Source organism: Planktothrix sp. PLAVEN19ND, assembly GCF_057220675.1.
Window position 1 is genome coordinate 474,246 of sequence record NZ_CM170132.1, and the last position, 22,553, is coordinate 496,798.

Annotated in this window: 20 protein-coding genes; 7 read left to right on the plus strand and 13 right to left on the minus strand. The window is 39.2% G+C overall.

The window, feature by feature from the left end:
- Nucleotides 1-240 precede the first annotated feature (240 nt).
- Both aspS and AC2D3N_RS02215 read right to left on the minus strand, forming a co-directional pair.
- Nucleotides 241-2,031, minus strand: a complete 1,791-nt coding sequence (gene aspS, locus AC2D3N_RS02210) for an aspartate--tRNA ligase (RefSeq protein WP_079677295.1) — start codon at nucleotides 2,029-2,031, stop codon at nucleotides 241-243.
- An 81-nt stretch (nucleotides 2,032-2,112) separates the two neighbouring features.
- Nucleotides 2,113-3,264 carry a sensor histidine kinase gene (locus AC2D3N_RS02215; protein WP_079677296.1) on the minus strand — a complete coding sequence of 384 codons (1,152 nt, stop codon included), beginning with the start codon at nucleotides 3,262-3,264 and terminating at the stop codon, nucleotides 2,113-2,115.
- A gap of 125 nt (nucleotides 3,265-3,389) precedes the next feature.
- Between AC2D3N_RS02215 and AC2D3N_RS02220 the strand changes: the two genes are divergently transcribed.
- Nucleotides 3,390-4,109, plus strand: coding sequence for a response regulator (locus AC2D3N_RS02220; RefSeq protein ID WP_484692637.1), 720 nt, complete (start codon nucleotides 3,390-3,392; stop codon nucleotides 4,107-4,109).
- A 140-nt stretch (nucleotides 4,110-4,249) separates the two neighbouring features.
- On the opposite strand, the gene AC2D3N_RS02225 is transcribed toward AC2D3N_RS02220, so the two are convergent.
- Both AC2D3N_RS02225 and AC2D3N_RS02230 read right to left on the minus strand, forming a co-directional pair.
- A complete protein-coding gene (locus AC2D3N_RS02225; protein WP_484692638.1) occupies nucleotides 4,250-4,621 on the minus strand; it encodes an Hpt domain-containing protein in 372 nt (123 codons plus the stop codon).
- 306 nt (nucleotides 4,622-4,927) lie between these two features.
- Nucleotides 4,928-5,251 (minus strand): TMEM14 family protein, encoded by a 324-nt coding sequence (locus AC2D3N_RS02230; protein WP_339394341.1) that lies wholly within the window; start codon nucleotides 5,249-5,251, stop codon nucleotides 4,928-4,930.
- A 191-nt stretch (nucleotides 5,252-5,442) separates the two neighbouring features.
- Between AC2D3N_RS02230 and AC2D3N_RS02235 the strand changes: the two genes are divergently transcribed.
- From AC2D3N_RS02235 to AC2D3N_RS02245, 3 genes are all read left to right on the plus strand, one after another.
- Nucleotides 5,443-6,762 carry an ATP-binding protein gene (locus AC2D3N_RS02235; protein WP_484692639.1) on the plus strand — a complete coding sequence of 440 codons (1,320 nt, stop codon included), beginning with the start codon at nucleotides 5,443-5,445 and terminating at the stop codon, nucleotides 6,760-6,762.
- A gap of 83 nt (nucleotides 6,763-6,845) precedes the next feature.
- The gene (locus AC2D3N_RS02240; RefSeq protein ID WP_026794349.1) at nucleotides 6,846-7,259 is read left to right on the plus strand and encodes a tellurite resistance TerB family protein; all 414 of its coding nucleotides are present in this window, start codon (nucleotides 6,846-6,848) and stop codon (nucleotides 7,257-7,259) included.
- 112 nt (nucleotides 7,260-7,371) lie between these two features.
- Nucleotides 7,372-7,797, plus strand: coding sequence for an acyl-CoA thioesterase (locus AC2D3N_RS02245; protein ID WP_484692640.1), 426 nt, complete (start codon nucleotides 7,372-7,374; stop codon nucleotides 7,795-7,797).
- 100 nt (nucleotides 7,798-7,897) lie between these two features.
- On the opposite strand, the gene AC2D3N_RS02250 is transcribed toward AC2D3N_RS02245, so the two are convergent.
- The 6 genes from AC2D3N_RS02250 to AC2D3N_RS02275 form a co-directional block, all read right to left on the minus strand.
- Complete coding sequence (locus tag AC2D3N_RS02250; RefSeq protein ID WP_079677301.1) at nucleotides 7,898-8,296, minus strand: phage holin family protein; 399 nt, start codon at nucleotides 8,294-8,296, stop codon at nucleotides 7,898-7,900.
- Nucleotides 8,297-8,316: 20 nt separating this feature from the next.
- A complete protein-coding gene (locus AC2D3N_RS02255; protein WP_484692641.1) occupies nucleotides 8,317-9,138 on the minus strand; it encodes a histidine kinase in 822 nt (273 codons plus the stop codon).
- A 168-nt stretch (nucleotides 9,139-9,306) separates the two neighbouring features.
- Nucleotides 9,307-11,580, minus strand: a complete 2,274-nt coding sequence (locus tag AC2D3N_RS02260) for a GAF domain-containing protein (protein WP_144017660.1) — start codon at nucleotides 11,578-11,580, stop codon at nucleotides 9,307-9,309.
- A gap of 56 nt (nucleotides 11,581-11,636) precedes the next feature.
- Nucleotides 11,637-15,353: an ATP-binding protein gene (locus tag AC2D3N_RS02265; protein WP_484692642.1), complete on the minus strand. Its 3,717-nt coding sequence runs from the start codon at nucleotides 15,351-15,353 to the stop codon at nucleotides 11,637-11,639.
- Between the two features lie 439 nt (nucleotides 15,354-15,792).
- Nucleotides 15,793-16,098: a YkvA family protein gene (locus AC2D3N_RS02270; RefSeq protein ID WP_079677305.1), complete on the minus strand. Its 306-nt coding sequence runs from the start codon at nucleotides 16,096-16,098 to the stop codon at nucleotides 15,793-15,795.
- A 139-nt stretch (nucleotides 16,099-16,237) separates the two neighbouring features.
- A complete protein-coding gene (locus AC2D3N_RS02275) occupies nucleotides 16,238-17,155 on the minus strand; it encodes an SAM hydrolase/SAM-dependent halogenase family protein (protein WP_484692643.1) in 918 nt (305 codons plus the stop codon).
- Nucleotides 17,156-17,185: 30 nt separating this feature from the next.
- On the opposite strand from AC2D3N_RS02275, the gene AC2D3N_RS02280 reads away from it, so the two are divergent.
- Nucleotides 17,186-18,031, plus strand: coding sequence for a DUF3598 family protein (locus AC2D3N_RS02280; protein WP_079677307.1), 846 nt, complete (start codon nucleotides 17,186-17,188; stop codon nucleotides 18,029-18,031).
- A gap of 83 nt (nucleotides 18,032-18,114) precedes the next feature.
- Here the strand turns inward: AC2D3N_RS02280 and AC2D3N_RS02285 are convergent, their stop codons facing one another.
- Nucleotides 18,115-19,296, minus strand: coding sequence for an RtcB family protein (locus AC2D3N_RS02285; RefSeq protein ID WP_079677308.1), 1,182 nt, complete (start codon nucleotides 19,294-19,296; stop codon nucleotides 18,115-18,117).
- Nucleotides 19,297-19,557: 261 nt separating this feature from the next.
- Here AC2D3N_RS02285 and AC2D3N_RS02290 point away from each other — a divergent pair, with 261 nt between their 5' ends.
- Nucleotides 19,558-20,202: an N-acetyltransferase gene (locus AC2D3N_RS02290; RefSeq protein ID WP_484692644.1), complete on the plus strand. Its 645-nt coding sequence runs from the start codon at nucleotides 19,558-19,560 to the stop codon at nucleotides 20,200-20,202.
- A gap of 73 nt (nucleotides 20,203-20,275) precedes the next feature.
- Here AC2D3N_RS02290 and AC2D3N_RS02295 read toward each other — a convergent pair whose 3' ends face one another.
- Nucleotides 20,276-21,601, minus strand: coding sequence for a tetratricopeptide repeat protein (locus AC2D3N_RS02295; protein WP_484692645.1), 1,326 nt, complete (start codon nucleotides 21,599-21,601; stop codon nucleotides 20,276-20,278).
- A 38-nt stretch (nucleotides 21,602-21,639) separates the two neighbouring features.
- Nucleotides 21,640-22,074: a helix-turn-helix domain-containing protein gene (locus AC2D3N_RS02300; protein WP_484692646.1), complete on the minus strand. Its 435-nt coding sequence runs from the start codon at nucleotides 22,072-22,074 to the stop codon at nucleotides 21,640-21,642.
- Nucleotides 22,075-22,356: 282 nt separating this feature from the next.
- Here AC2D3N_RS02300 and AC2D3N_RS02305 point away from each other — a divergent pair, with 282 nt between their 5' ends.
- Complete coding sequence (locus AC2D3N_RS02305; protein WP_159451510.1) at nucleotides 22,357-22,530, plus strand: hypothetical protein; 174 nt, start codon at nucleotides 22,357-22,359, stop codon at nucleotides 22,528-22,530.
- Nucleotides 22,531-22,553 lie beyond the last annotated feature (23 nt).

The following is a 22,553-nucleotide window of genomic DNA, read 5'->3' on the forward strand; positions in this document are numbered from 1 at the left end:
AGGTTAACTTGCTTGAATCATTCCGTCAATATCTCTACCTATAAATTTAATCTTATCTAATCAGGAGTTTTCCCGCCCCAAACTTTAACCGCAACGATTATATTTACTGATTTAAAAAACTTTAGCACCATTACTTAATGAATTGGTTAAATCAATCATGTTAATGGGGGAAGCGTTATAGGTTCGGAACTTACGCACCCAACCCCCATAGTTTTTTTCACAACTGAATGTGGAATGGGTTTATTTGTCGGTTTTGGGTTTGTAAGTGGAAGTAACCTGGAGTTCCTTTAACTGTTTTTGATCAACACTTGAAGGGGCATTAGTTAATAAACAACCCGCTTGTTGGGTCTTAGGAAATGCAATCACATCTCGAATAGATTCCTCTCCCGATAATAACATAACCAATCGATCCAAACCGTAGGCAATACCGCCATGGGGAGGGGTTCCATATTCAAAAGCTTCCAATAAAAAGCCAAATTTGCTGTAGGCTTCCTCCAGGGTTAATCCAATAGTTGAAAATACCTGTTCTTGAATTTCCCGTTTATAAATCCGTAGACTACCACCGCCGATTTCATAGCCATTTAAGACTAAATCGTAGGCCTGCGCCCGGGCTTGGGATAAATCATGAATATCCTCGGGATAGGGAGCAGTAAAGGGGTGATGTAGGGCTTCTAAACGTTTTTCTTCGTCATTCCATTCAAACATCGGAAACTCAACAATCCACAATAAATTAATTTTACTCGGATCAATCAGTTCTAATTCTTTCCCAATAAATAGACGCAAACGGTCTAAGGTTTTATTTACCGTAGCAATATCCCCCGCCCCAAATAACAGTAAATCCCCTGCTTTAGCATTGGTTCGGGTTAATATTTCCTGTTTTTGTTCGGCGGTTAAATTATCTTTGATCGCACCAATGGTATCAATGCCATCTTCCCGTACCCGAATAAATGCTAACCCTTTAGCCCCCGCTTCACAGGCTTCTTTAAACAGATCGCCACCGGGTTTAATTCGCATATTAGAAATCGCTTCATTTCCCCCCGGAATCGGTAAAATTTTTACCGTTCCCCCGGAAGTAACGGCCCCTGAAAATACTTTAAAACCACAATTTTTAACAATATCGGAAACATCCACTAACTCCAAACCAAAGCGGGTATCGGGTTTATCACTCCCATAACGATCTAGGGCTTCTTTATAGGTTAAACGGGGGAAAGGAAGGGGAATTTCAATGCCTTTAACGGTTTTAAAAATATGAGCAACTAATGCTTCATTTAACGCCAGAATTCCTTCCTGGGTCATAAAGCTCATTTCCATATCTAATTGAGTGAATTCCGGTTGGCGATCAGCGCGTAAATCTTCATCTCGGAAACAGCGAGCAATTTGATAATACCGATCAAATCCTGATACCATTAATAATTGTTTGAACAGTTGGGGCGATTGGGGTAAAGCAAACCACTCTCCAGGATTAACTCGACTCGGAACTAAATAATCCCGCGCTCCTTCAGGAGTTGAACGGGTCAAAATGGGGGTTTCAACTTCAATAAAATGCTCTTGATCTTCTAAAAACCGCCGCATGGCTTTGACCACTTCATGACGCAATTGTAAGTTGCGAGTCATGCGTTCTCGACGTAAATCTAAATAGCGATATTTGAGGCGTAAATCTTCCCGAACTGTTTCGGTTTCTGAGGCGGAAATTTGAAAGGGTAATTGTTTTCCCAGTCCATTCAGCAGTTCAATGCGTTCGGCGTAAATTTCAATTTCTCCGGTGGCTAATTTGGGGTTGAGGGACTCGGGGGGACGTTGGGAGACTCGCCCGGTGATTTTAACTACATATTCATTTCGCAGACCTTCGGCGGCCTTGTAGGAGTCAGGGGTTCGTTCTGGGTCGCTGACAATTTGAACAATACCCGTGCGATCGCGTAAATCTAAAAATATTACACCCCCATGATCGCGACGCCTATCAACCCATCCGCAGAGGGTGAGAGTTTCGCCAAGATGGGTGGATCGGAGATTGCCGCAGTAGTGGGTTCGCATGACTCTTAATGAAAGTTAAACTAAGGTTTAAATTAGGGCAACTTATCAGTATAAGTCAAACAGACATCACTCGTCCTGTTCTTAACCGCCGAATTGGGGGTTAACGGGTAAACAAATTTTAAATAGACTTCCCTGACCGATTTGGGATTTTACTTGAATCATGCCTTTGTGGGCTTCTACAATTAGTGAAATCAGGTGTAATCCTAACCCACTACCCGAACGTTTATTATCGCCTTGACGGAATCGTTCAAAGATGAGAACTTGATCTTCGGGAGCTATACCAATTCCGCTATCTTCAACTTCCAAAATCATGACTTTTTGAGGCTGATTGCTAATATTGAGTTGCATTTCTGTTGAATACAGACGAATTTTGACACTCCCCCGATCGGTGAATTTAATCGCATTTCCCACTAAATTGGTAACAACCCGCCGAATTTCTAAGGGGTCGCCAATAATAACCGGGGCATGGGTTAGACAATCCTGGGAAGGGGTAAATTGCAGGGATAATTCTTTATTTTGAATCAGGGGGCTGAGTTCTGCTATTACTTCTTGGACTAATTGACCTAAATCGAAATAGGAGAAAGTTAAGGTTTTTCTACCCGCTTCATACCGATAAACCTCTAGTAAGGTATTAACCATTTGCAGAAGGTTTTGGTTACTTTTAATCATGGATGCGATCGCTTCTGCCATTGGAGAAGAAATTTCCCCCAAGGCACCTTGTTGGAATAAATGTAACATTCGATCGGCTGCTACCAAAGGCGTCCGCAGATCATGGGTCAGGCGGGAAACAAAGTCTTCCCGTTGTCGAGACATCGCTTTCTGTTGATCAATGCTATGTTTAAGTCTTAGGAGCGATCGCACCCTGGCTAAAAGTTCATCAACTTCAACGGGTTTGCGAATGAAGTCATCCGCCCCGGCATCTAATCCCTCAACCACGCTAGAATGATCGTGGGCAGTAATTAATAAAATGGGGATAAAGGGAAGATCGGGATTTTTGCGAATCCGTCGAGTGACTTCATAGCCATCAATCCCTGGCATCATTACATCTAATAATACTAAATCAGGAGGATGGGTTTTAATCAAGGCTAAGGCAGAAATGCCATCAGGTTTACAGACAACTTCATATCCTTCTTCGGCTAAAATAGCTTCTACTAAAAATAGGTTATCTGGGGAGTCGTCAACGGCTAAAATTCGATCGCTGGATTTTGGAGGTGGGGTAATAGAACGGGGCATAATTTGGGAAATTTTTTTCAAAGATACAGTGTGATGAGGTTAATATTCGCCCTGAATTTGTGATTAATTTTAACAACAAATTGGCAAATAATACAGACTTTTACAACAATTAGGAAAATTCCGTTATGACTAAAATCAATATTGTTCTGGTAGAGGATCATGATTTAACCCGGGTGGGTTTGAGAACGGCATTACAACAGGACAGTAATATTAAGATTGTTGGGGAGGCGGCTAATGGAAAAACGGGTTTGGAAATTCTCAAACAAACCCAGCCTGATATTGCCATTATTGATATCGGTTTACCGGATATGGATGGCATTGAATTAACCCAAAAGTTTAAGCAACATATTGCCAGTAGTGGGGCGCGGGAAACCAAGGTTCTGATTCTGACCATGCACGATAATGACGATGCGGTCATGGGAGCTTTTGCAGCGGGTGCAGATTCCTATAGTGTTAAGGATGTGAGTATTGATAAACTCAAGGATGCGATTTATACAACCTATGAAGGCAATGCTTGGATTGATCCCGTGATTGCCCGCACAGTTCTCAAACAAGCGAAGAAAAAACAACCGGATATTCCGGCTGCGGGTGATCAGAAAACCGTGATGATTAATGCGGTAGAAGCTGAGTATCAAGAATTTTTAAAATCTTGTCCTTTAACGGACAGGGAATTGGAGGTTTTAGAATTAATTGTGGCTGGACGGAGTAATGCTGAAATTGCTGAAAAACTCTATATTACGGTGGGAACGGTTAAGACCCATGTTCGCAGTATTCTGAATAAGCTCTGTGCGGATGATCGTACTCAAGCTGCGGTTCGGGCTTTACGTTCCGGTTGGATTGAGTAAGGTTTTTTGAGTTGATTGGAGTTAATATTATCTCCCTGAATATTAGTGCGAGCGTCCCCGCTCGCTAGGAAGATTTTAGGTACGAGTGCTGCTTAATTAATATGAAATCTAATTATAAGAGCCATTCTATTAATTAGATATCAAAGAGTTGATTGAGATAAAGTTTCTTCTTGGACAAAAACTCGAACCCGAATTAAACACTCTTGTAGTTTTTCAACTAACTCCATTGCTCCTTCTAAATTTTCTGCTTCGGCGAGATTTTCGAGTTGTTCCGCAATTTCTGGGATTTGTAATATGGCTGCGGTTGCACTTGATCCTCTTAAAGCATGAGCTTGTTGTTTAATACTGATAAAATCCCGATTGACAATCCCTTGGCGCAAGCTCTGAGTTCGGATTTCAGCTTGTTTCAGGAACAGGTATAGCAATTTTTGTTGCAGGTGACAATTTCCCCTGAGTAAACGATTCAGACGTTCTAAGTTTACAGGAAGAACTGGAACGGTTAAGATATTCATAGTTCATCTTTCAAACTCCGCAATAAGTAATATCCCAGTGCTTATAGGTTAACCGTCGTACGACATTTTGTCTATCATGTAGCAATTTTTAAATATATTGTAATATTTTTTGATTTGTAATATTTTATTGTAGGGGTTGGAATATCCAACCCAGGTGCAAAGAGGGTTTGGAGACCAAACCCCTACGGGATTTTTTCCACAAATCCTACACGGATAGCTATATAGCAATCTCTACCGGACTTTTAATGATTTAAAATGTTGGTAAAATGGCTAAAAGCCCATTGAATATTGCCTTATAAAATTTGATTATAAAACCATTTGTAGTTGATACCCCATCATCGTAACTGCTATAAATCCGGCAATAATCATTAATCCAGAGGGCATAAATTTACGGGTTTTGAGTAAACGAGAAATAAAGGTAATCATCAGAAAAACCGAAAGCACAATGGAGAATATTAATCCCCAGCTTACTCCTTGGATTTGGATAATACCACCCAAAATCAGTAAAATTCCTGTGGAACAACCCGCAAATAGAGAAATCTTACTTTTGGCTTTAGTATAACCCACAATACCACCGATAAATGCTAATAAACCGTAGGCGATCGCCGCAATTACCCCAAAATCCATCATAACCCATGCCCAAAAAACAACTACAAAGTTTCTTTATACAACTTCTAGGAATCTATGGATTAACAATTCTTCTAAATTGTATCAAAAATTAAAATTTAACGTTATAAAAGTTTATGGTATTATCGACTCATTTTTTGCTATAATACGAAGTTAATCATTAATTCCTATTTGTTACTTTTTAATCCTATTTTATGTCTTCTCTGAATAGCCCCATTATTTCACAGGTTAGGTTCCTACAGCGTCAGGTTGCCACCCTACTACTGTATCAAGATATTTTTGATCATGAAATCGGGCAAGCATTTTTATATCTTTTAGAAACATTTCATCATAGTGAATCGAGTATTTTAAATTGTTTAAAAGCTTATGGTAGTTGGTTTCAAGTCCAAGCCAAATATCAACAAAGTTGGCAAGAACATCTAATTACTCAAATTTTAAGGGCGGATAATCCCTTTACCCAACAAGCCCAACAAACCTCTCTTGAGCAATTGCCTCCGGTTTTAATTGAAGCGGCAAAACAAGATTTAAAAATCCTCCAAAGTCTCTATCAATATAACGGGGAAAAAATCAGCCATTGGTTAAGAACCGTCGCCCAATTATCGGAAAACCCCATAATTTGGCAACCGCAACCGGAACCGTTAGAAAAAATCCAAGAATTACCCTTACGAAATAAATTTAAAACCTTAGAAAATTGGTCAGAAGCCTTAGAAAGTTTAGCGAATCATTATCATAAATTTGGAACGGGTTTATTTGCCCAAGCCGATGCGTTTCGTTGGCAAAATGGCAAATTATTAACTATTAATCACCCTGATCCAGTGCATTTGAGCCAGTTAATCGGATATGAAAATCAACGGGATCTTTTATTAAAAAATACAGAAATATTATTGGCTGGATATCCAGCTTTAAATGTTTTATTATATGGCAGTCGTGGGTCGGGTAAATCCTCCTTAATTAAATCGTTATTACATGAATATAGCGATCGCGGTTTACGTTTAATTGAAGTGGCAAAATCCGATTTAAAAGACTTACCGTTAGTGGTAGAACAATTACGAGGAGTACCGCAGAAATTTATTATTTTTGTGGATGATTTATCCTTTGAAGAAGATGATGATGCTTTTAAAGCCTTAAAAGTCGTATTAGAAGGAAACCTCACCGCCCGTCCGCAAAATGTGATTGTTTATGCGACTTCTAACCGTCGCCATTTAATTCGAGAATATTTTGAAGATCGACCTTCCCCGAAAGATCAAGATGAAGTTCATGTTTGGGATACGGTACAGGAAAAATTATCCTTTAGCGATCGCTTTGGTTTAACCTTAACCTTTCCACCTGCTGACCAGAATACCTATTTGAATATGGTAAGACATTTAGCCAGTCAAGGGGGAATTAAAATCAGTCCTGAAGATTTACAGTTTCGCGCCCTACAATGGGCGACTCGTCATAATGGACGTTCGGGACGAACTGCGCGGCAATTTATTGACTTTTTGATGGCGGAATTGGCAGTTTTTGGAAAATAAATTGGAAAAAAACCGCAGATAGTGTAATCATAGGCGTGGGAAAAATCTACGATAACGCGAAATCACCTCAGGAGGTTTTCACAATGTCAAGCGCCATTCAATTTAATTCTGCGGAAGCGTTTGCGGCGATCGCATTAATTGCGGTAGCGGCTGATGGTTATATTACTGGAAGTGAATCCCAAGCTATTACCACAACCTTCTCTCGAATGCAGCTTTTTAGTGATTATTCCGGGGAAAAAATGCGAGGAATGATTGATCAACTCCTAAATCAATTACAAGCACAAGGAGCGGATATATTATTAAAAGAGGCGGTGAAAAAATTGCCCCATGAACTCAGAGAAACTGCCTTTGCTGTGGTTACTGATATTACTTTAGCCGATGGAGTCATTACCGAAGAAGAAGAAGCCTTATTGGATAAACTGTTTAATGTTTTAGAGATTTCCGAACCGATGGCTAATAACATTATTGATGTAATGTTGATCAAAAATAAAGGATAATAGAAGCGGATCACGGATTTAAAAGGATTACGCAGATTAACACAGATTAAATCCGTGAAATCCTCTTAAATCCGTGATAGGTAATGGGTAATAGACTAATAACTAATAACTGATGACTGATTTGCGATATATCTATAAGCGAACGATTCGTTTTCAAGATACGGATGCTGCGGGGGTGGTTTATTTTGCTAATATTTTAGCAATGGGTCATGAAGCCTATGAAGCCTCTCTAAATCAGGCAGAAATTAATCTTAAAAGTTTTTTTGCTAATCCTGATTTTGCCATGCCAATTGTTCATGCGAGTGTGGATTTTCGGTTTCCTTTATTCTGTGGAGATCAAATTTTAATTAGATTAAATCCTGAAATTATTAATGAAAATTCTTTCAAAATTCAATATGAAATCAGATTGGATAACTCTGATCAATTAATTGCTGAAGCGATAACAAAACATATTTGTATTGCTCCTAAAACTCGTCAACGCCAACCTTTACCTCCCGAAATTATTAACTGGTTAGAAAAAGCATCACAGGATATATAGCAATCCGCGACGCGCGAGACGGAGGTTGCTATATTTTAGGGTAGGGGTTGGGTCTCTCAACCCAGGCATAAAGAGGGTTGGGAGACCCAACCCCTACGGTTTAATCAGTAGTTTTTGATTGGTTTAAGGACTCTTGAGAATTAAAGAATTGGGGATATTTTTCTACAAAATAGCCATTGAGAAAAGCATTCACGGCGGATAAAATCACGGGGCTCAAAATAAAAGCTAATAAACCCTGTACTTGAAATCCAGGAATGAAAACCGAAGCTAACCAGAAACAAAAACCATTCACAATGAATGAAAAACCACCTAAACTTAAAATGTTTAGGGGAATGGATAATGTTGATAAAATCGGTTTAATAAAAGCATTGACTCCCCCAATAGCCGCCGCCGCAATTAAAGCTACTAAAAAGGTGGATAAATTTACCCCAGGTACAACTAAATCAACCACTAATAAACTTAGGGCTGTTGCTACCAACGTTAATAATGATGCGATCATAAATTTTGCCTCAGATTATTTTAAAGGGTATTTTTGTTGATATCAGATAAATCCTCTTTTTTTTCATCAGGTTGGGACTGATTATTAGTAAAGGTTTCAGAAATCGATTTCCATAGATCGTTTAAACGCTGTTTAATTTCTTTTTCTTTTTGAGCGATCGCCGTTCCTGCTTCTCCTAATTTTACTTCAAAATCTTTGCGTTTCTCATCAATTTTCTCGGTATAAATTTCCGGTTCGTCTTTGGCTTTTTCATACCAAGATTGTGCTTCTTCTAAATAATCCTTAACCTCCTCATAACGTTGTCCATAACGTCCAACTAAGTTAGCATTCACGATAGCTAATTGAGCTTTGAGTTGGGCGTAACGTTTCTGCATTAACGTAGATTCTTCACTGTTTTTAATGGTTGTAATAGCGGATTCAATCGCCGTTTTAACCTGATCTGACTTATTGGTTCCAACTTCTTGAATATCACTTAAAGCCAAATTAATATTATTTTGTAACTCCTGTTCATGTTGATCAATGCGAGCTTGTAGTTGTTTTACTTCCGCTTGAGTTTTAGCAATCGACTCCTGTTTCGCTTGACTAATACCATCAATTACTCCTTCAATAGAAGCAGTCACATTTTCTTGAACTTCCTCGCCTTTTCCTTTGACAGTTTCTAAAACTGTTCCTACAACCTGTTTAACTAAATCTCGAATTTCTTGAGAACCGCCTTTAAATTCCGAACCGACTTCTGAGATGGAAGATTTAACAATTTCCCGAATTCGTTCAGCGCGTAATTTACCTTCAGATTGAGCTTTTTCTAAATCCGAGGCGAGTTTGTTTTGAGTGGGTTCTGACATGGCTATATCCTCAATAATAGGCTTAAGTTCCTCTCTATGATAAACAAATTTTTCCAATTGTGTGAGTAAAGTTTTCTACACTCTGGATATGGGAATATCCGTATTTTAGGGAATGGGGAATAGGGAATAGGGAATAGTAATTTGTAATTTGTAATTCGTAATTTGTAATTACCCATTACCTATAACAGCAACACGGGCATAATTTAACCCACTGACCCCTGGAAGTGGATCAACCACTCCAAATTCGATTTTATCCGTTACCCAACCTTCCCGATGCAAATAGCGTAAATACTGTTCATATTCTTCTCGTTCTTCTTCGGTTGAATAAACAATGGTTATCATTCCTGATTGAGTAATGCGGGTTTTCGTTTCTTTATCAATCCCTTTATCAATGCGTTTTTTAACAATTTCATAACGGATATCACGGGTTCCCCTAACTGAAAAAATGCCTTCGGTATTTTCATCATGAAAAATATCAATGGGTGTATGCTGGACTAAAACTAGGTGGACTAAATCCAGGGTAATTTTATGTTCTGATTTTAATTTAAACAGGGATCGGGCGCAATCACACATTGCCCGCAGTTGTTCATATCGGAGACTGCGAATATGGAAGGAAGTAAACCGAGAATCAATGGATTTTCCCGCATAGATAATATGATCCATTCCATCGCTAATTTCCATATCATAATAGTGGGGGATAATCGTCTGCATCTGCTTTTGCCAATTTGTCCAAGTTTGTTGTAAATTGTCAGTAATTTGATGTAACATTTCATCGTATTTAGATCGGGCTTTATAAATACATCCATGTTCATTATCACAGGCTTGTTCATATTGTTTTAATGCCTTTTGTACCTGGGTATTACATTGAGAAAAATAATCAAAATAAATTTCTAAATGTTTTTCCAAATAATCTGTTGCACTCATTTCTATCTCAACATTAATCTCAGCGTGCAGTTGAGTTAAATAATTTTGTAAATCCTGTTTGAGTTGTTCTCCCAAGGCTGAATCTTGGGTTTCACATAAAACTTCGACAATATTAATTGCCAGTTGAAATTGTTCTAATAAGTCTTCTTTAATGGCGCAATTACGTTGTTCAGACGAACTCCGAATATCTGAAATTCCATAGAGGGGATAAACGGTTTCAAAGACAATAGTTTCTGGTTTAAATCCCCAACTGCGACGTTCAGCTTCTTGTAAAAATCGCCATTCCACCGAAGGATGAATATTGCGTAATTTGGTGAATTGTTGTTGTAAAGAATGACAGAAAGCGGTGATAAAAGCCGGGATTAATTCCTGGGCATTTTTAACATCATTTAGGGTAAAATGATTCGGGCGATCACTGGTTAACCCCACCACCCCTAAAATTTGTTGACTGCCTTTTAAATTAACTGATTGAATGACTAAGGGAATTAATAATAAAGAGCGGACATGAAGTTTGCGTAAATGGCGTTCAAAATCCGTAGGACATTGTTGGCGAAGGTCAGGAATATTCAGCACCTGATTCTGTTGAACCGCTTGAATAATCGGGGAGTCATTCAGCGTATCCAAGGAATAAATAATAGGTGCAGTAGTGCAATTATTCAAACTCAAAGATAGTTTTGCTTCTTGACCTTGAATGCGTAATAATAAACAGTTATTGACGCTAAATAAAGAATTTAATTGCCGTTCTATTTGTTCCCAATAGTCAGATTGAGTAGTTAAATCTCGACTAATTAATTGATAGGTGATGCGACGCATTTTTTCGGGTCGAGTAATTTCCAACCCTTCTAATAACAATACTCCTTCTATTTGATAGTGATCTAAAGTTAACTGTTGGGCGAGTTGATTAAAATTTTCCGGGTGTGAAAACCAAGCCTCTCGCTCAGAAACGGGGATTAATTTGAGTTTAAAGTGGGCAAATTCATCCTGTTTAGGATCTCGCCGTTTGATTTGCAGTAAATCTGAATTTAACCAAATTCTAATAAATTTTTGTTTTAAGGTTTCCGGGCAATTCAAAATTGCGATCACGGACTGATCTAATAGTTGTAAAGATTGCAGATCAATACCATAATCCTGCTTTAAAATTTTATGCAACAGATGATAACGATAGAGTTTTTCTAAGGTTAAATGATCCCAGTGTGGGAATAGGTCTTGAATTTTCAGGTTTAATCCGTTTAAGGGTCGATCTGCAACTTCAATATTTTTATAACTTCTCTGTGGATTTACGGATAACCCCGTTTCCGCCCCTAATAGGGCTGGATTCAGTTGACAAACATGACAAAAGGATTGATTCGCGTAATGCACCGTTAAGGTTTGAGGATCAATAATTGCCATCAACAGATGACTGCTGTGTTGTAAATAAAATAACTGCTCAACAGTCTGTTTCCAATCCTCCGGCGTTTCGAGTTTCTGACAGGAAGTGAATTGCTCTGTAGACTCAGGGGGGACAGTATTTTTAGACACTTTGCTGTTGGGGAAAAGGGGCTGATAAATAGTCATTTGATTCTAACAGATCTTGATCAAATCGCGGAGTTCCGAAGGCGATGGGTTAAAGTGGCAACACAAGCGACTAATTCATTAGCCACAATGGGTTTAGCCAAGTGGATTTGAAATCTGGTGTCCCTAGTGAGGGAGCCGTTAGTTTCTTCTGGATTTGCTGTTAATCCGATGACGGGAATTGATGATCTGTTTCTGACCTCATCCCCAAATATATAGGCCTCCATGTCCGGCATTCCCATATCTGAAACTAAGACATCGGGGGAAAACTCCTGAATCATCAAGAGTGCTTCCTGAGCGGAGCCTGCCATTTTTACTTGGGCCCCAGCTTGGGTTAGGATCGACTCGACTAGAGCCCGGGTCTCAGCTTGATCATCAATGGCTAAAACTCGCAAGCCGGTTAAATTAATGGAGTTGATCACCGGATTTTGAGCCGGGGGCGGTGGTAAAGACGTGCCAATATTCGGCATGGCTTCGCCCGGGCAGGTCTCTACAGATTTCATTAAGGGTAACTGCACCGAAAACGTCGCCCCTAAATTTTCGCCTAAACTGTTCGCGCTGACTATTCCCCCATGCAATTCCGTTAGGTGTCGGACAATGGCGAGTCCCAGTCCCAAACCCCCAAATTTGCGGGTGTTTGTCCCATCCTGTTGACGAAAATAGTCAAATACATAGGGTAAAAACTGAGGATTAATACCAATTCCGGTGTCTTTGACCTGAATTTGGACTTGATCTTCCCCAGATTTTAAGTAAATCTCAACAATACCCCCGGGGGGAGTAAATTTAATGGCATTAGATAATAGATTCCAGATAATCTGTTGCAGTCGGGTTTCATCCCCCAAAACATAGATTAAAAGGGAGGAGAAACCAGAATTTTGAGCAATTTCAAATCTGACTTGAATTTCTTTGGCTTCGGCGGCTAATTTAAAAGTTTCTATCGCCGAGGTGATGATTGTAATTAAATTAACGGGTTGTTTATGTAAGACCATATTTCCCCGCAACATTCGAGAAATATCTAATAAATCCTCAATCAGTTGGGTTTGGAGTTTCGCATTGCGTTCGATGGTTTCTAAAGCCCGGGCTGTGCCTTGGGAATCGAATTTACGAGTTTGTAGGAGTTTTGTCCAACCCAAGATCGGATTTAAGGGCGATCGCAATTCATGGGATAAAACCGTGAGAAACTCATCCTTAATCCGGTTGGTCATTTCGGCTTGCTCCCGGGCGGCCTGTTCCCTGATTAGCAGTTGTTCCCGTTCCTGTTCGACTCGTTTGCGATCGCTCACATCCAAAAACGCCCCAATCACCCCCCGAATCTCCCCCACTTCATCTCGTAAAGGAACCGCCCGACCATAAATAAAACGAACTTCCCCATTTTCAAAAACAAACTCAAATTCCGACTCGATATTTTCTCCCGTCCGTCCCGCCTGCTGCATGGGCAAATCTTCTGGGGGAATATCTTGGCCCCGGCGTTGAATCTTGAATTCAAAGGGATAGGAGCCATCCTCGGGAGTCGCCGTCACCACCGAGCCCGAGGGCAACTGCACCAATTCATGGGCAGCCCGGTTCGCCGTCATCTGGTGGCACTGGGGGTCATGGGCAATCCAGACCGCCGCCGGAACGGTTTCCATAAAGGTTTTTAACTCCTCGGCCCTAGCTGTTGCCTGGGTTTCACTTTGGCGCAGGGCTAACTCTATTCGTTTGTAGTCCGAAATATCAACGGCTGCACAAGTGATCCCGATAATTTCATGGTTAGGGTTGTAGAGGGGTTCAATGGTTAAATCAAAACAGTATTGCTGTCCCTGGCTGAAAATCGGGACTTCCTCTCGCGTCCCGATCCCGGTTTCCAAAACCCGGCGTTTAAGTTGAGTCAGTCGAGCGGCTCCCTCCTGGGGTAACAACTCAAAATCAGTGTTACCGATAATCTCCTGATCGGATTGGTGGAGGGTGGGATTATGAACCCAGGTATAGCGGAGGGTTTGATCCTGATTAAATAAGGTAATTGGCGCACTTTTGAGGGCGACCCGTAATCGTTCTTCGCTTTTAAGTAAGGTCAATTCTGCCTGTTTGCGCTTGGTAATATCTCGCCAATAAATCGCTAAACCCTGTTCGTAGGGGTAGACATGAACTTCATACCAGAGGTTGTCTTCAACCAAACAGGTTTCAAAATGGTCAGCCACCTGAGTTTGGATTACCTGACGTAGTTTTTCCTTGCACTTAAAGCCCAATAAGTGAGAATAAATATCCCAAAAATTACGCCCTAATAATTCCTCTCGGGTTTTACCAGAGAGCCGTTCTGACGCTCCGTTCACATAGGTTAATTGCCACTGATGATCTAAGGACAAAAAGCCATCGGTAATACTTTCGAGAATATCAATCACCAGGGCTTTAGTATTAATTAATTCTTGCTCTCGAATTGTGGCTTCTTGGCGGAGTCGGGTCATTTCCAAAATCGACCGGACACGGGCCAGGAGTTCCCGGGCAGAAAAGGGTTTAATTAGATAGTCGTCGGCTTTGGCTTCTAGGCCTTCAATCAGGGCATTTTCCCCCGCCCGGGCGGAAAGCAGAATAATTGGAATCCGTTGAGTGTCCGGATCATGGCGCAGAATTTGTAGCAGTTCAAAGCCGTTCAATTCGGGCATGATCACATCGGTAATCACTAAATCGGGTTTTTCTTCCCGAATGCTCTCTAATGCGGCTAACCCACTATTTACCGCTTTTATCTGATATTTCTTGCTCAGTAAACGCTGAACATAGTTGCACAGATCCGGGCTATCATCCACTAATAAGATTTGGGGAAGGGGTAATTGGGGGGGGGGCATCTGTTGAACTTCAACCACAACATCGGTTTCCGCAGACCAACTCTTGACTTCATCTAAATAGGTCGTCATCGTGTTGGAGGGGGTCAGATGGGTGACACCAGGGGAATTGGGCGGACGGAGATTGACTTGCTCCGCCGGCAAATGACTATAGCCGGAGGGAATTGAGACCTTGAAACAACTGCCCTGTCCTGGGACACTGGTGACATTAATCGTGCCACCCTGTAATTGGATTAATTCCTTGACCAAGGATAAACCCATGCCCGATCCTTGATAGTTTCTCCCTTGTACAGACGTGCCATGGCAGGTCTCTACCGGGGCGCGGTAGAACTGTTCAAACAGACGGGGGATTTCTTTGGCTCGAATCCCAATTCCGGTGTCCTGTACTTCTAATTCAACGCCATGGGAGACCCAGCGCAGAGAAAGAATAATTTGACCTTTAAATGTAAATTTAAAAGCATTAGATAGAAGATTTATTACTATTTTTTCCCACATTTCCCTGTCAATATAAACGGGTTCGGGTAGGGGGGGACAGTCTATAATGAACTGTATTCCCACCCGTTCGATGCCTGAACGAAACATACTCGCCAGTTCGATTGTTAAAGTGGCTAAATCCGTAGGTTCATAGACTGCTTGAATTCGTTCGGCTTCAATACTGGAAAAATCAAGGAGAGTATTAACCAATTTGAGTAATCGTAAACTATTACGTTTGGCGACTGTTAACTGTTCCCGTTGAGAGAAGTTAAGACAGTCTTGACTCTGGAGAATTTCTTCAACCGAACCCAGAATTAAGGTCAATGGAGTCCGAAATTCATGACTAATACTGCTTAAAAACGCCATTTTTGCTGGGTTGAGTTCCCCTAGGAATTCAGCCCTTTGCCTTTCGGCTTCGTAGGTTTGAGCATTCGAGAGGTTAGTGTTCACAGGTTCAGCCCCATTTTGCTCGGTGATTCAGAAAAATATTGGATCGGAAGATCTTGAATAATTTGATGTCATCATTGCCTAATCTAATTTTATCCTAATGGAAAAGGTTCGGTTTGGCTATTTTACCCTCAATTAACACTGTATAAATGCACACCTAATTTTAAAGCCAGTTGGACTGGGAATAAATTCAAGCAATAGGGAGTTTAATCCGTTAATTGTGCTACCGCTTGTTGATCTTTAACATTGATAAAATAATGTAAAAATCATGAATCATTAGATGCAATTTACCAGATATTGTGTTAACCCTAGCATCTACCTAAAGATAGACTTATTTTTTAAATCCAAAATTTATCAGTATCAAAAACTCATAAAAAATGCAGTAGAGATCAATAATTATCTATCTCTACTGCATTTTTGATTGATATTATAAATATTCTCTCTAGCTAACGGAAACATCCACAACGGTTTGATCATGACCCATTGAATCAACTGGATTAACCTCTGTTGCTTTCTGGGTTTGTTTGCGACGGTTTAACCCTTCAATCAATAATTGAGATACTTCGGTCACTAAAATTGTAGCAATAATCCCATCATCTAACCATCCAACAATGGGCAGAAAGTCGGGAGAAATATCAAGGGGACTCACCAAGTAAATTAAACTTCCTAAAATTACAACCCAACGATATTTCGTATTCCGTAGCGTCACACGATACCAATTATAAAAAGATTGAATCAGATTTTTCATTTTACAGTTCCAATATTGCCTACCTGTATCTAAGATGACAAATCCTATGGGGATTGAGAAGTGTAGAAAACCCTGTAGGGTGGTAGGGATGTTCCACCCCTGTTATTTCCGTAATCCTTGGGTGTTCAGATGTTCTATCCTAGGTAAACAAGGCTTGTACCTTTGTGGCCCAATCAACCTTTAATTTTCGTTGAGCATTTCCCCCATTCAATGCAATTTCTACCCAACCATGGGAACCCACTAAGGCGACAAAGTGACCCAAGGGGACATCGCCATAGGTTTGACCCGCACCAATCAGGTAGGACGAACCGGAAAGAATTTGCTGTTGGGAATTGAGGTTTTTTTTGAATTTCTTTTGCTTTTTTTTATTCAATTTTTTACTTTTCTTATTTTTGGCTTTACTAATCGCCACATACCAATTTTTATCAGCTACTAATTCCCTGGGAATATTGGTGACTAAATTTCCAAATCCATCAATATATTGAATACATCCCTGTATTTTTAAATCATGGACTTGACAAGGCGGTAAAGATAACCTGACTAAAGTTTTGGGATCAATTATGGTTCCCAGTTGTTCCAGGGGAACACCGGATGCTAAATGAGCGCCAACCGAAGCAAAAATATCTCGACCTTGAAAGGTTGTACTCGGTTTAGCAGTACGCCAATATTCAGGATGATTTAATTCAACCGCAATTAAGTTGTTGCGATTTATCTCCTCCATTTCACAAGTTAAAAAAGGTTCTAAAATTCCCGTCAATAATCCATTATCCGGCCCCACCAAATAATTGTTATTAAATTGAATTGCGATCGCCCTTCTTTGGGTTCCCACCCCAGGATCAACAACAGCAACATGAACTGTTCCTTCCGAAAAATAGGAATAAGCATTCATTAAACAAAATCGACCATTGGCAATATTTTGAGGTGGGATTTCATGGGTTAAGTCAATGATATTAATTCGAGGATTAATTTGACTAATCACCCCTTTCATTACCGCGACATAAACATCTTTTAAACCAAAATCTGTTAAAAGTGTTATAATTTTATTATCCTGATTCATTATCAATGTTATTAATTAATTGAATTAAAAATGAACAGTCAATGGCAAAATTTTCTAAAAAATATCGGAGAATGGCAAGGGTCTTTCGCTCAATTATCACCCCAAGGAGAATTGATCACTGATATTCCCAGTCATCTCACCCTAGAAAGTTTCAATGACAATCAAACGGCACGACTGACCCTAAAACGATTTTATCCTAATTCTGATCCCACTGCTCCACCGGAAGTTAAAGAATTAGTCCGAGAATATCAATCTCTGGGACGAGATCTTTTATTTTTTGAGAATGGTGCCTTTTCTCAAGGAACAATTCAACTGTCTCCCGTTTCACAATCTGGTGCAGAATTTGGATTTATTTATGAAAATCAACGGTTACGTTTAGTAGAACTATTCAACACCGATGGTCAGTTAGAAAGTTTAACATTAATTCGAGAAAAACGTCGGGGAACTGATATCGTTAAATATCCTCCCTTTACCATTGAGGCGTTATTAGGAGAATGGCGAGGAGAAGCAATGACCATTTATCCTGATTTACGTTCTCCTGAATCTTATTCAACTCGAATGCAGTTACAATTAGATAATGATCATCAACTTCAGCAAAATCTAACTTTTGGAGTTCAGGAAACTAAAATATCCTCAAAAGCAAGAATTGATGGGTCTATTCTTTATTTTGATCAAGGAAAAAACCCCGTTAAAGTAATATTATTACCCGATGGGGCTTCCGCGACAATTCCTGAGAAAGTAGAGTTAGGGAAACCCTGCTTTTTTGAGGCGGGTTGGTTAATTAGACCGAATCTTAGACAGCGTTTAATTCGTCAATATAATGGCAAAGGAGAATGGGTGAGTTTAACCTTAGTTACTGAACAAAAACAATCCTAGGAGTGAGTTTTTCCCACCCTAAACCCGATTAAATTATCGGGTTTAAAGTTAGAGGGCGAGAAGACCTCGCCCCTACGGAATTTTTAGCCTTTGACACAGAGAATTTGTTTCAAAGTTGCCACAACTTCAACTAAATCTGATTGTTGTTTCATGACTTCATCAATGGATTTATAAGCACCCGGAATTTCATCAATAATTCCTGTATCTTTCCGACATTCAACTCCTTTAGTTTGTTGAACTAAATCATCTAAAGTAAAGGTTTTTTTGGCTTTAGTTCGAGACATTAAGCGCCCCGCTCCATGGGAACAGCTACAGTAACTATCATGATTTCCCTTGCCTTTCACAATAAAGGATTTTGCCCCCATTGAACCAGGAATAATCCCATAATCCTGTTCTGCTGCGCGGACAGCACCTTTACGAGTTACATAAACTTCCTCGCCAAAATGCAGTTCTTTTTCAGAATAATTATGATGACAATTAACTTCTAATAAGGCTTGAGTTGGTTTACCACCCGCCACGGCTGTTTCCACAATTCGTTTAAACCGTGCCATCATAATATCTCGGTTAAATCGAGCGTAATGTTGCGCCCATTGTAAATCATTCCAATAGGCTGCAAATTCAGAAGTTCCTGATACAAAATAAGCTAAATCTGGATCGGGAAGTTTAAGTTCTGCTAATTTTGCTAGGTTTTTTGCGGTGTCAATATGATTCTGGGCTAACATATTTCCAATATGTCGAGAACCGGAATGTAACATTAACCAAACGTTGTTTTCTTCATCTAAACACAGTTCAATAAAATGATTACCACCTCCTAAAGATCCCATTTGTTTAATCGCTTTTGATTCTAAGTTTTGAACTTTAGAATGCAGGTCTTTAAATTCTCGCCATCCTTGCCAATTGGTGACAGCTTTTTCAATATGTTTATTTTGATCAAACCCCACCGGAATTGTTGCTTCAATTTCCTGGCGAATTTTTTTGAGTTTCCCCTCCACTTGTTCAGCAATAAAAGGTAATTTGATCGCACACATTCCGCAACCAATATCGACCCCCACAGCCGCCGGAATAATGGCTTCTTTTGTGGCAATTACAGAACCGACTAATGCCCCTTTTCCTAAGTGAACATCGGGCATTAAAGCAACGTGCTTGAAGACAAAGGGCAAAGAAGCGACGTTTTTCGCCATTTGGGTTTCTGCTGAACCTAAATCGTGATTCGCCCAAGATAGGACGGGTTTAGGGGTAGAAAGATTTAACGTTTCGTAAGGCATAAGAATTTTATGGGGTATCTAAATATCAATCTATGTCAAGCATATTACATTTATACTACACTGTCAAGAGGAGTGCGGATTTATACTAGGGTTAAGCTGGGTGAACTAGAAACGAGGTTTCTAGTTTGACTTACAAGATGAATCAGATTGTAGGGGCGGGTTCTGTAATAATTTTTGTTTCCCACTAATAACTTTTATAAACCCGCCCCCTAGGAGTCATAATATATTTAATCCCAAAATTAAGTTAAACTAAAATCTCCTATGTATTCAACTAACCCTGAAATTGAATTTAAGCAGATTCAGAATATTGATCATCCTGATTTTGAGACTGCGATCGCACTTTATGAAGAAACATTTCTATCTCCAGAACGAATTCCAACGCCTTGGATACGGGAAGCAATTTTAACTCAAAAAACTCAACTCTGGTTGGGTTATTTTCAACAAGAATTTGCCTTGATATCAATTTTATATCCCCTGCCTGGTTCTAACTTTATCTTATTAGCTTATTTAGCAACAATCCCCCATTTAAGAAATATTAAAATCGGTTCTCAATTTTTGAATTATCTGATAGATTTGGTTAAAAAAGAGTCGAAAACCTTAGTCTTAGAAGTTGAACATCCTGATTTTGGAGATCATCGAGAATTAAAGCAGCGTAGAATTGCCTTTTATAAACGGTTGGGTGCAAAAGAATTACAAGATATTATTTATATTTTACCTGCTTTAGATGGAACTCAAACTACAGAAATGATCTTGATGATTATTGATGATAATAATTCAGAAAAGATCCAAAAAACTGTTATTCAACAGTTAGTTAGAGAGTTATATATAGAAATATATCATCGTCATTCTGATGAACCTATTTTTAACTGGATTGAGGATATTCAGGACGATATTGCTTTGATTTAAAGCAACCACAAAGATACGAATAAAGCCGGAGTCAGGGGATTTGGGTATACCTGATGCCAAATTCTACTAAAATTTAACGATTCATTTGACGAGTAGCAAGATCAATTTTTTTAACAAAATAATCCTCTCGATATTTTAACTGTTGTGCTAATCCTAATCCTTGTTGGAAGGCGGCGATCGCAGATTGATAGGCTTTTTGTGATAAATAAATATCTCCTATTTGATCATAAGCATTCATCATTCCATAATAATTATAAGCCTGTTGATTGACTAAAACTTGGGCTTGGTAAATGTCTAAAGCGGTTTTAATTTGATTTTGAGACCGATAGAGTTTACCCAGTCTCCCTAATGCTTCACTAGCGTTATCAAACTGTTGAATTGAAGTAGCAATACTGTAGGCCTCTTGATAAGTTAATCCCGCTTGTTCAAATTGTTCTAATTTTTCATAATTCCAACCAATACCTAACTTAATTTCTGGAATTGGCAATAAATTTTGCTGATTTGCATAATATCCAGCCAGTCTTTCTTTAACAGAAATAGCCTTTAAATATTCTCCTGTTTGTTCATAAATAAAAGCCAACTGTTGTAGCGATCGCACTTCACTGGGTGGGGGTGTGGGGTTGGGATTTTCCGGTGTAGCTGGTTGGGTTGGCGGCGGTAGTACATCCCCTTTAATGGCGCGGATTTCCTGTTGTAATTCTAACAATTTTTCATAGGTTTGGGCGGCGTTGGGATAGTCTAACCACATCATATAAATTTGAGCAATTTCATTAAAATATTGTTCTTGGGCTAAACTATCTTGACTTTGATTTGCCGTTTCTAATAATTGTTGATATAGGCTTAAAGCTGAATTTTTAGCCCTAATATTCTTAAATGCTAATCCCAAGGATTCCCATAATTGAAGATCATTAATCTTTTCCTTGTTAAGTTTTTGTGAAATTTGATCAAGACGTTCTGTGATAAATTTTATATATAATCTTTGACTATTATTCCAAGCAATTAACCCGACTCGATTTAAAGCTGCAATTTCTTGAGACAATCCAAAATAACGACGAATCCTTAACTCTCGGTTCCATAATTCAAACGCACCTGGAATATTTCCCGCCACTAATAATCCTGTAGCTTCCGCATTGAGTTTAACTAATTCAGGTTCTAATATTTGCTGTTGACTTTGACCTAAAACTTGACCGTCAGGGGGAGGAGAAGGGAGTAAGGGATCGGATTCTTTACTGAATAATGGGTTAGGAGAAAAATCATCTAATAAAGGTTTTTCTGGTTCGGGTTGTTTTTGTTTTTGAGCGATCGCAACTCCAGTATTTCCTAAACTAGACAAGATTACAATAACAGCTATTAAAATAATATTTACCGTCGGCATATTCAGTGTTTTTACGTTGATCATAAAATTAATAGCGCAGAATTTAAAATAGAATCTATTTATTATTCTATAACTATTTTCAACTGTTTGTAAACAGTCCAATCAGTTATTTCAGGATTTCGTCCTACAAATTGACCATAAGTTCTTTCTTTTTGCCAAGTTTCTTCCCGATAATTTAAGGGAGGAGAATCAGGAGGATTTGGCTTTTGATAATTTTTCCATTTACGCTCAATAGCGGCTTTAAAATCGTCTTTTTTTACTTTTTCTCCAAGGGCTTCTGAAAGTTTTTGCCAAAATTTATTACCAGCATCTCCACGAAAATAATCTAAGGAGTAGCCTGAATCATTAGCTATTTGTTGATAAGTTTTATCCTGCCAAGAACCACGAAAAATGATCGTTTCTACATCACTCACATAACGCTGAAATTTATCATAAAAACTTTTATTTGCGACTTCTAAAGCTTCATCTTCACTTAAGTTACTGAATTGAGATTCCATAAGATTAAACACTCCTACCTGACTTAACCTGACTTGACCTGACTTCTCATTATATCAGATGTTCAAAGCCCTGACTTGAACCGTATCGACTGTTTTAACAAGCTAAGAGAGCATAGGGTTATTGGTTTATGGGTTCAGTTTTAGTTCACTTTGTTGCACGAACAGGATTGATCTCAAACTGAGTAATTTAACCCTAATAAATCAAGCATTCTGGAAATATACGAGTAAGCACAGTTGGCCGACGAGCTTCTCATCCCACTTAAGATTGAGAGGTAATCTGTGATGAAACGTCTTTCTTTGACTAAAATTTTACTCCTTGTGAGTTTAATGCTTCATGGTGTTAACTTAATCGGTAAAATTTTGCCTTATAATCAACCTGCTTTTGCTTCTCCAGATCCTTTTGAAGTTAAGGTTAATCATAATTGTCCAGATGGTAATACAGGAGGAACAAAGTAGTTTGTAATTCTAACTAGATTTGC

Excerpts from the sequence above, each read along its gene's own strand:
- AC2D3N_RS02225 (WP_484692638.1), bottom strand. The coding sequence starts at position 4,621 with ATGAATATCTTAACCGTTCCAGTTCTTCCTGTAAACTTAGAACGTCTG.
- AC2D3N_RS02230 (WP_339394341.1), bottom strand. The coding sequence starts at position 5,251 with ATGATGGATTTTGGGGTAATTGCGGCGATCGCCTACGGTTTATTAGCA.
- AC2D3N_RS02280 (WP_079677307.1), top strand. The coding sequence starts at position 17,186 with ATGAACAGTCAATGGCAAAATTTTCTAAAAAATATCGGAGAATGGCAA.
- aspS (WP_079677295.1), bottom strand. The coding sequence starts at position 2,031 with ATGCGAACCCACTACTGCGGCAATCTCCGATCCACCCATCTTGGCGAA.
- AC2D3N_RS02290 (WP_484692644.1), top strand. The coding sequence starts at position 19,558 with ATGTATTCAACTAACCCTGAAATTGAATTTAAGCAGATTCAGAATATT.
- AC2D3N_RS02240 (WP_026794349.1), top strand. The coding sequence starts at position 6,846 with ATGTCAAGCGCCATTCAATTTAATTCTGCGGAAGCGTTTGCGGCGATC.
- AC2D3N_RS02275 (WP_484692643.1), bottom strand. The coding sequence starts at position 17,155 with ATGAATCAGGATAATAAAATTATAACACTTTTAACAGATTTTGGTTTA.
- AC2D3N_RS02255 (WP_484692641.1), bottom strand. The coding sequence starts at position 9,138 with ATGTCAGAACCCACTCAAAACAAACTCGCCTCGGATTTAGAAAAAGCT.
- AC2D3N_RS02270 (WP_079677305.1), bottom strand. The coding sequence starts at position 16,098 with ATGAAAAATCTGATTCAATCTTTTTATAATTGGTATCGTGTGACGCTA.
- AC2D3N_RS02300 (WP_484692646.1), bottom strand. The coding sequence starts at position 22,074 with ATGGAATCTCAATTCAGTAACTTAAGTGAAGATGAAGCTTTAGAAGTC.
- AC2D3N_RS02295 (WP_484692645.1), bottom strand. The coding sequence starts at position 21,601 with ATGATCAACGTAAAAACACTGAATATGCCGACGGTAAATATTATTTTA.
- AC2D3N_RS02285 (WP_079677308.1), bottom strand. The coding sequence starts at position 19,296 with ATGCCTTACGAAACGTTAAATCTTTCTACCCCTAAACCCGTCCTATCT.
- AC2D3N_RS02215 (WP_079677296.1), bottom strand. The coding sequence starts at position 3,264 with ATGCCCCGTTCTATTACCCCACCTCCAAAATCCAGCGATCGAATTTTA.
- AC2D3N_RS02305 (WP_159451510.1), top strand. The coding sequence starts at position 22,357 with ATGAAACGTCTTTCTTTGACTAAAATTTTACTCCTTGTGAGTTTAATG.
- AC2D3N_RS02220 (WP_484692637.1), top strand. The coding sequence starts at position 3,390 with ATGACTAAAATCAATATTGTTCTGGTAGAGGATCATGATTTAACCCGG.
- AC2D3N_RS02250 (WP_079677301.1), bottom strand. The coding sequence starts at position 8,296 with ATGATCGCATCATTATTAACGTTGGTAGCAACAGCCCTAAGTTTATTA.
- AC2D3N_RS02235 (WP_484692639.1), top strand. The coding sequence starts at position 5,443 with ATGTCTTCTCTGAATAGCCCCATTATTTCACAGGTTAGGTTCCTACAG.
- AC2D3N_RS02245 (WP_484692640.1), top strand. The coding sequence starts at position 7,372 with ATGACTGATTTGCGATATATCTATAAGCGAACGATTCGTTTTCAAGAT.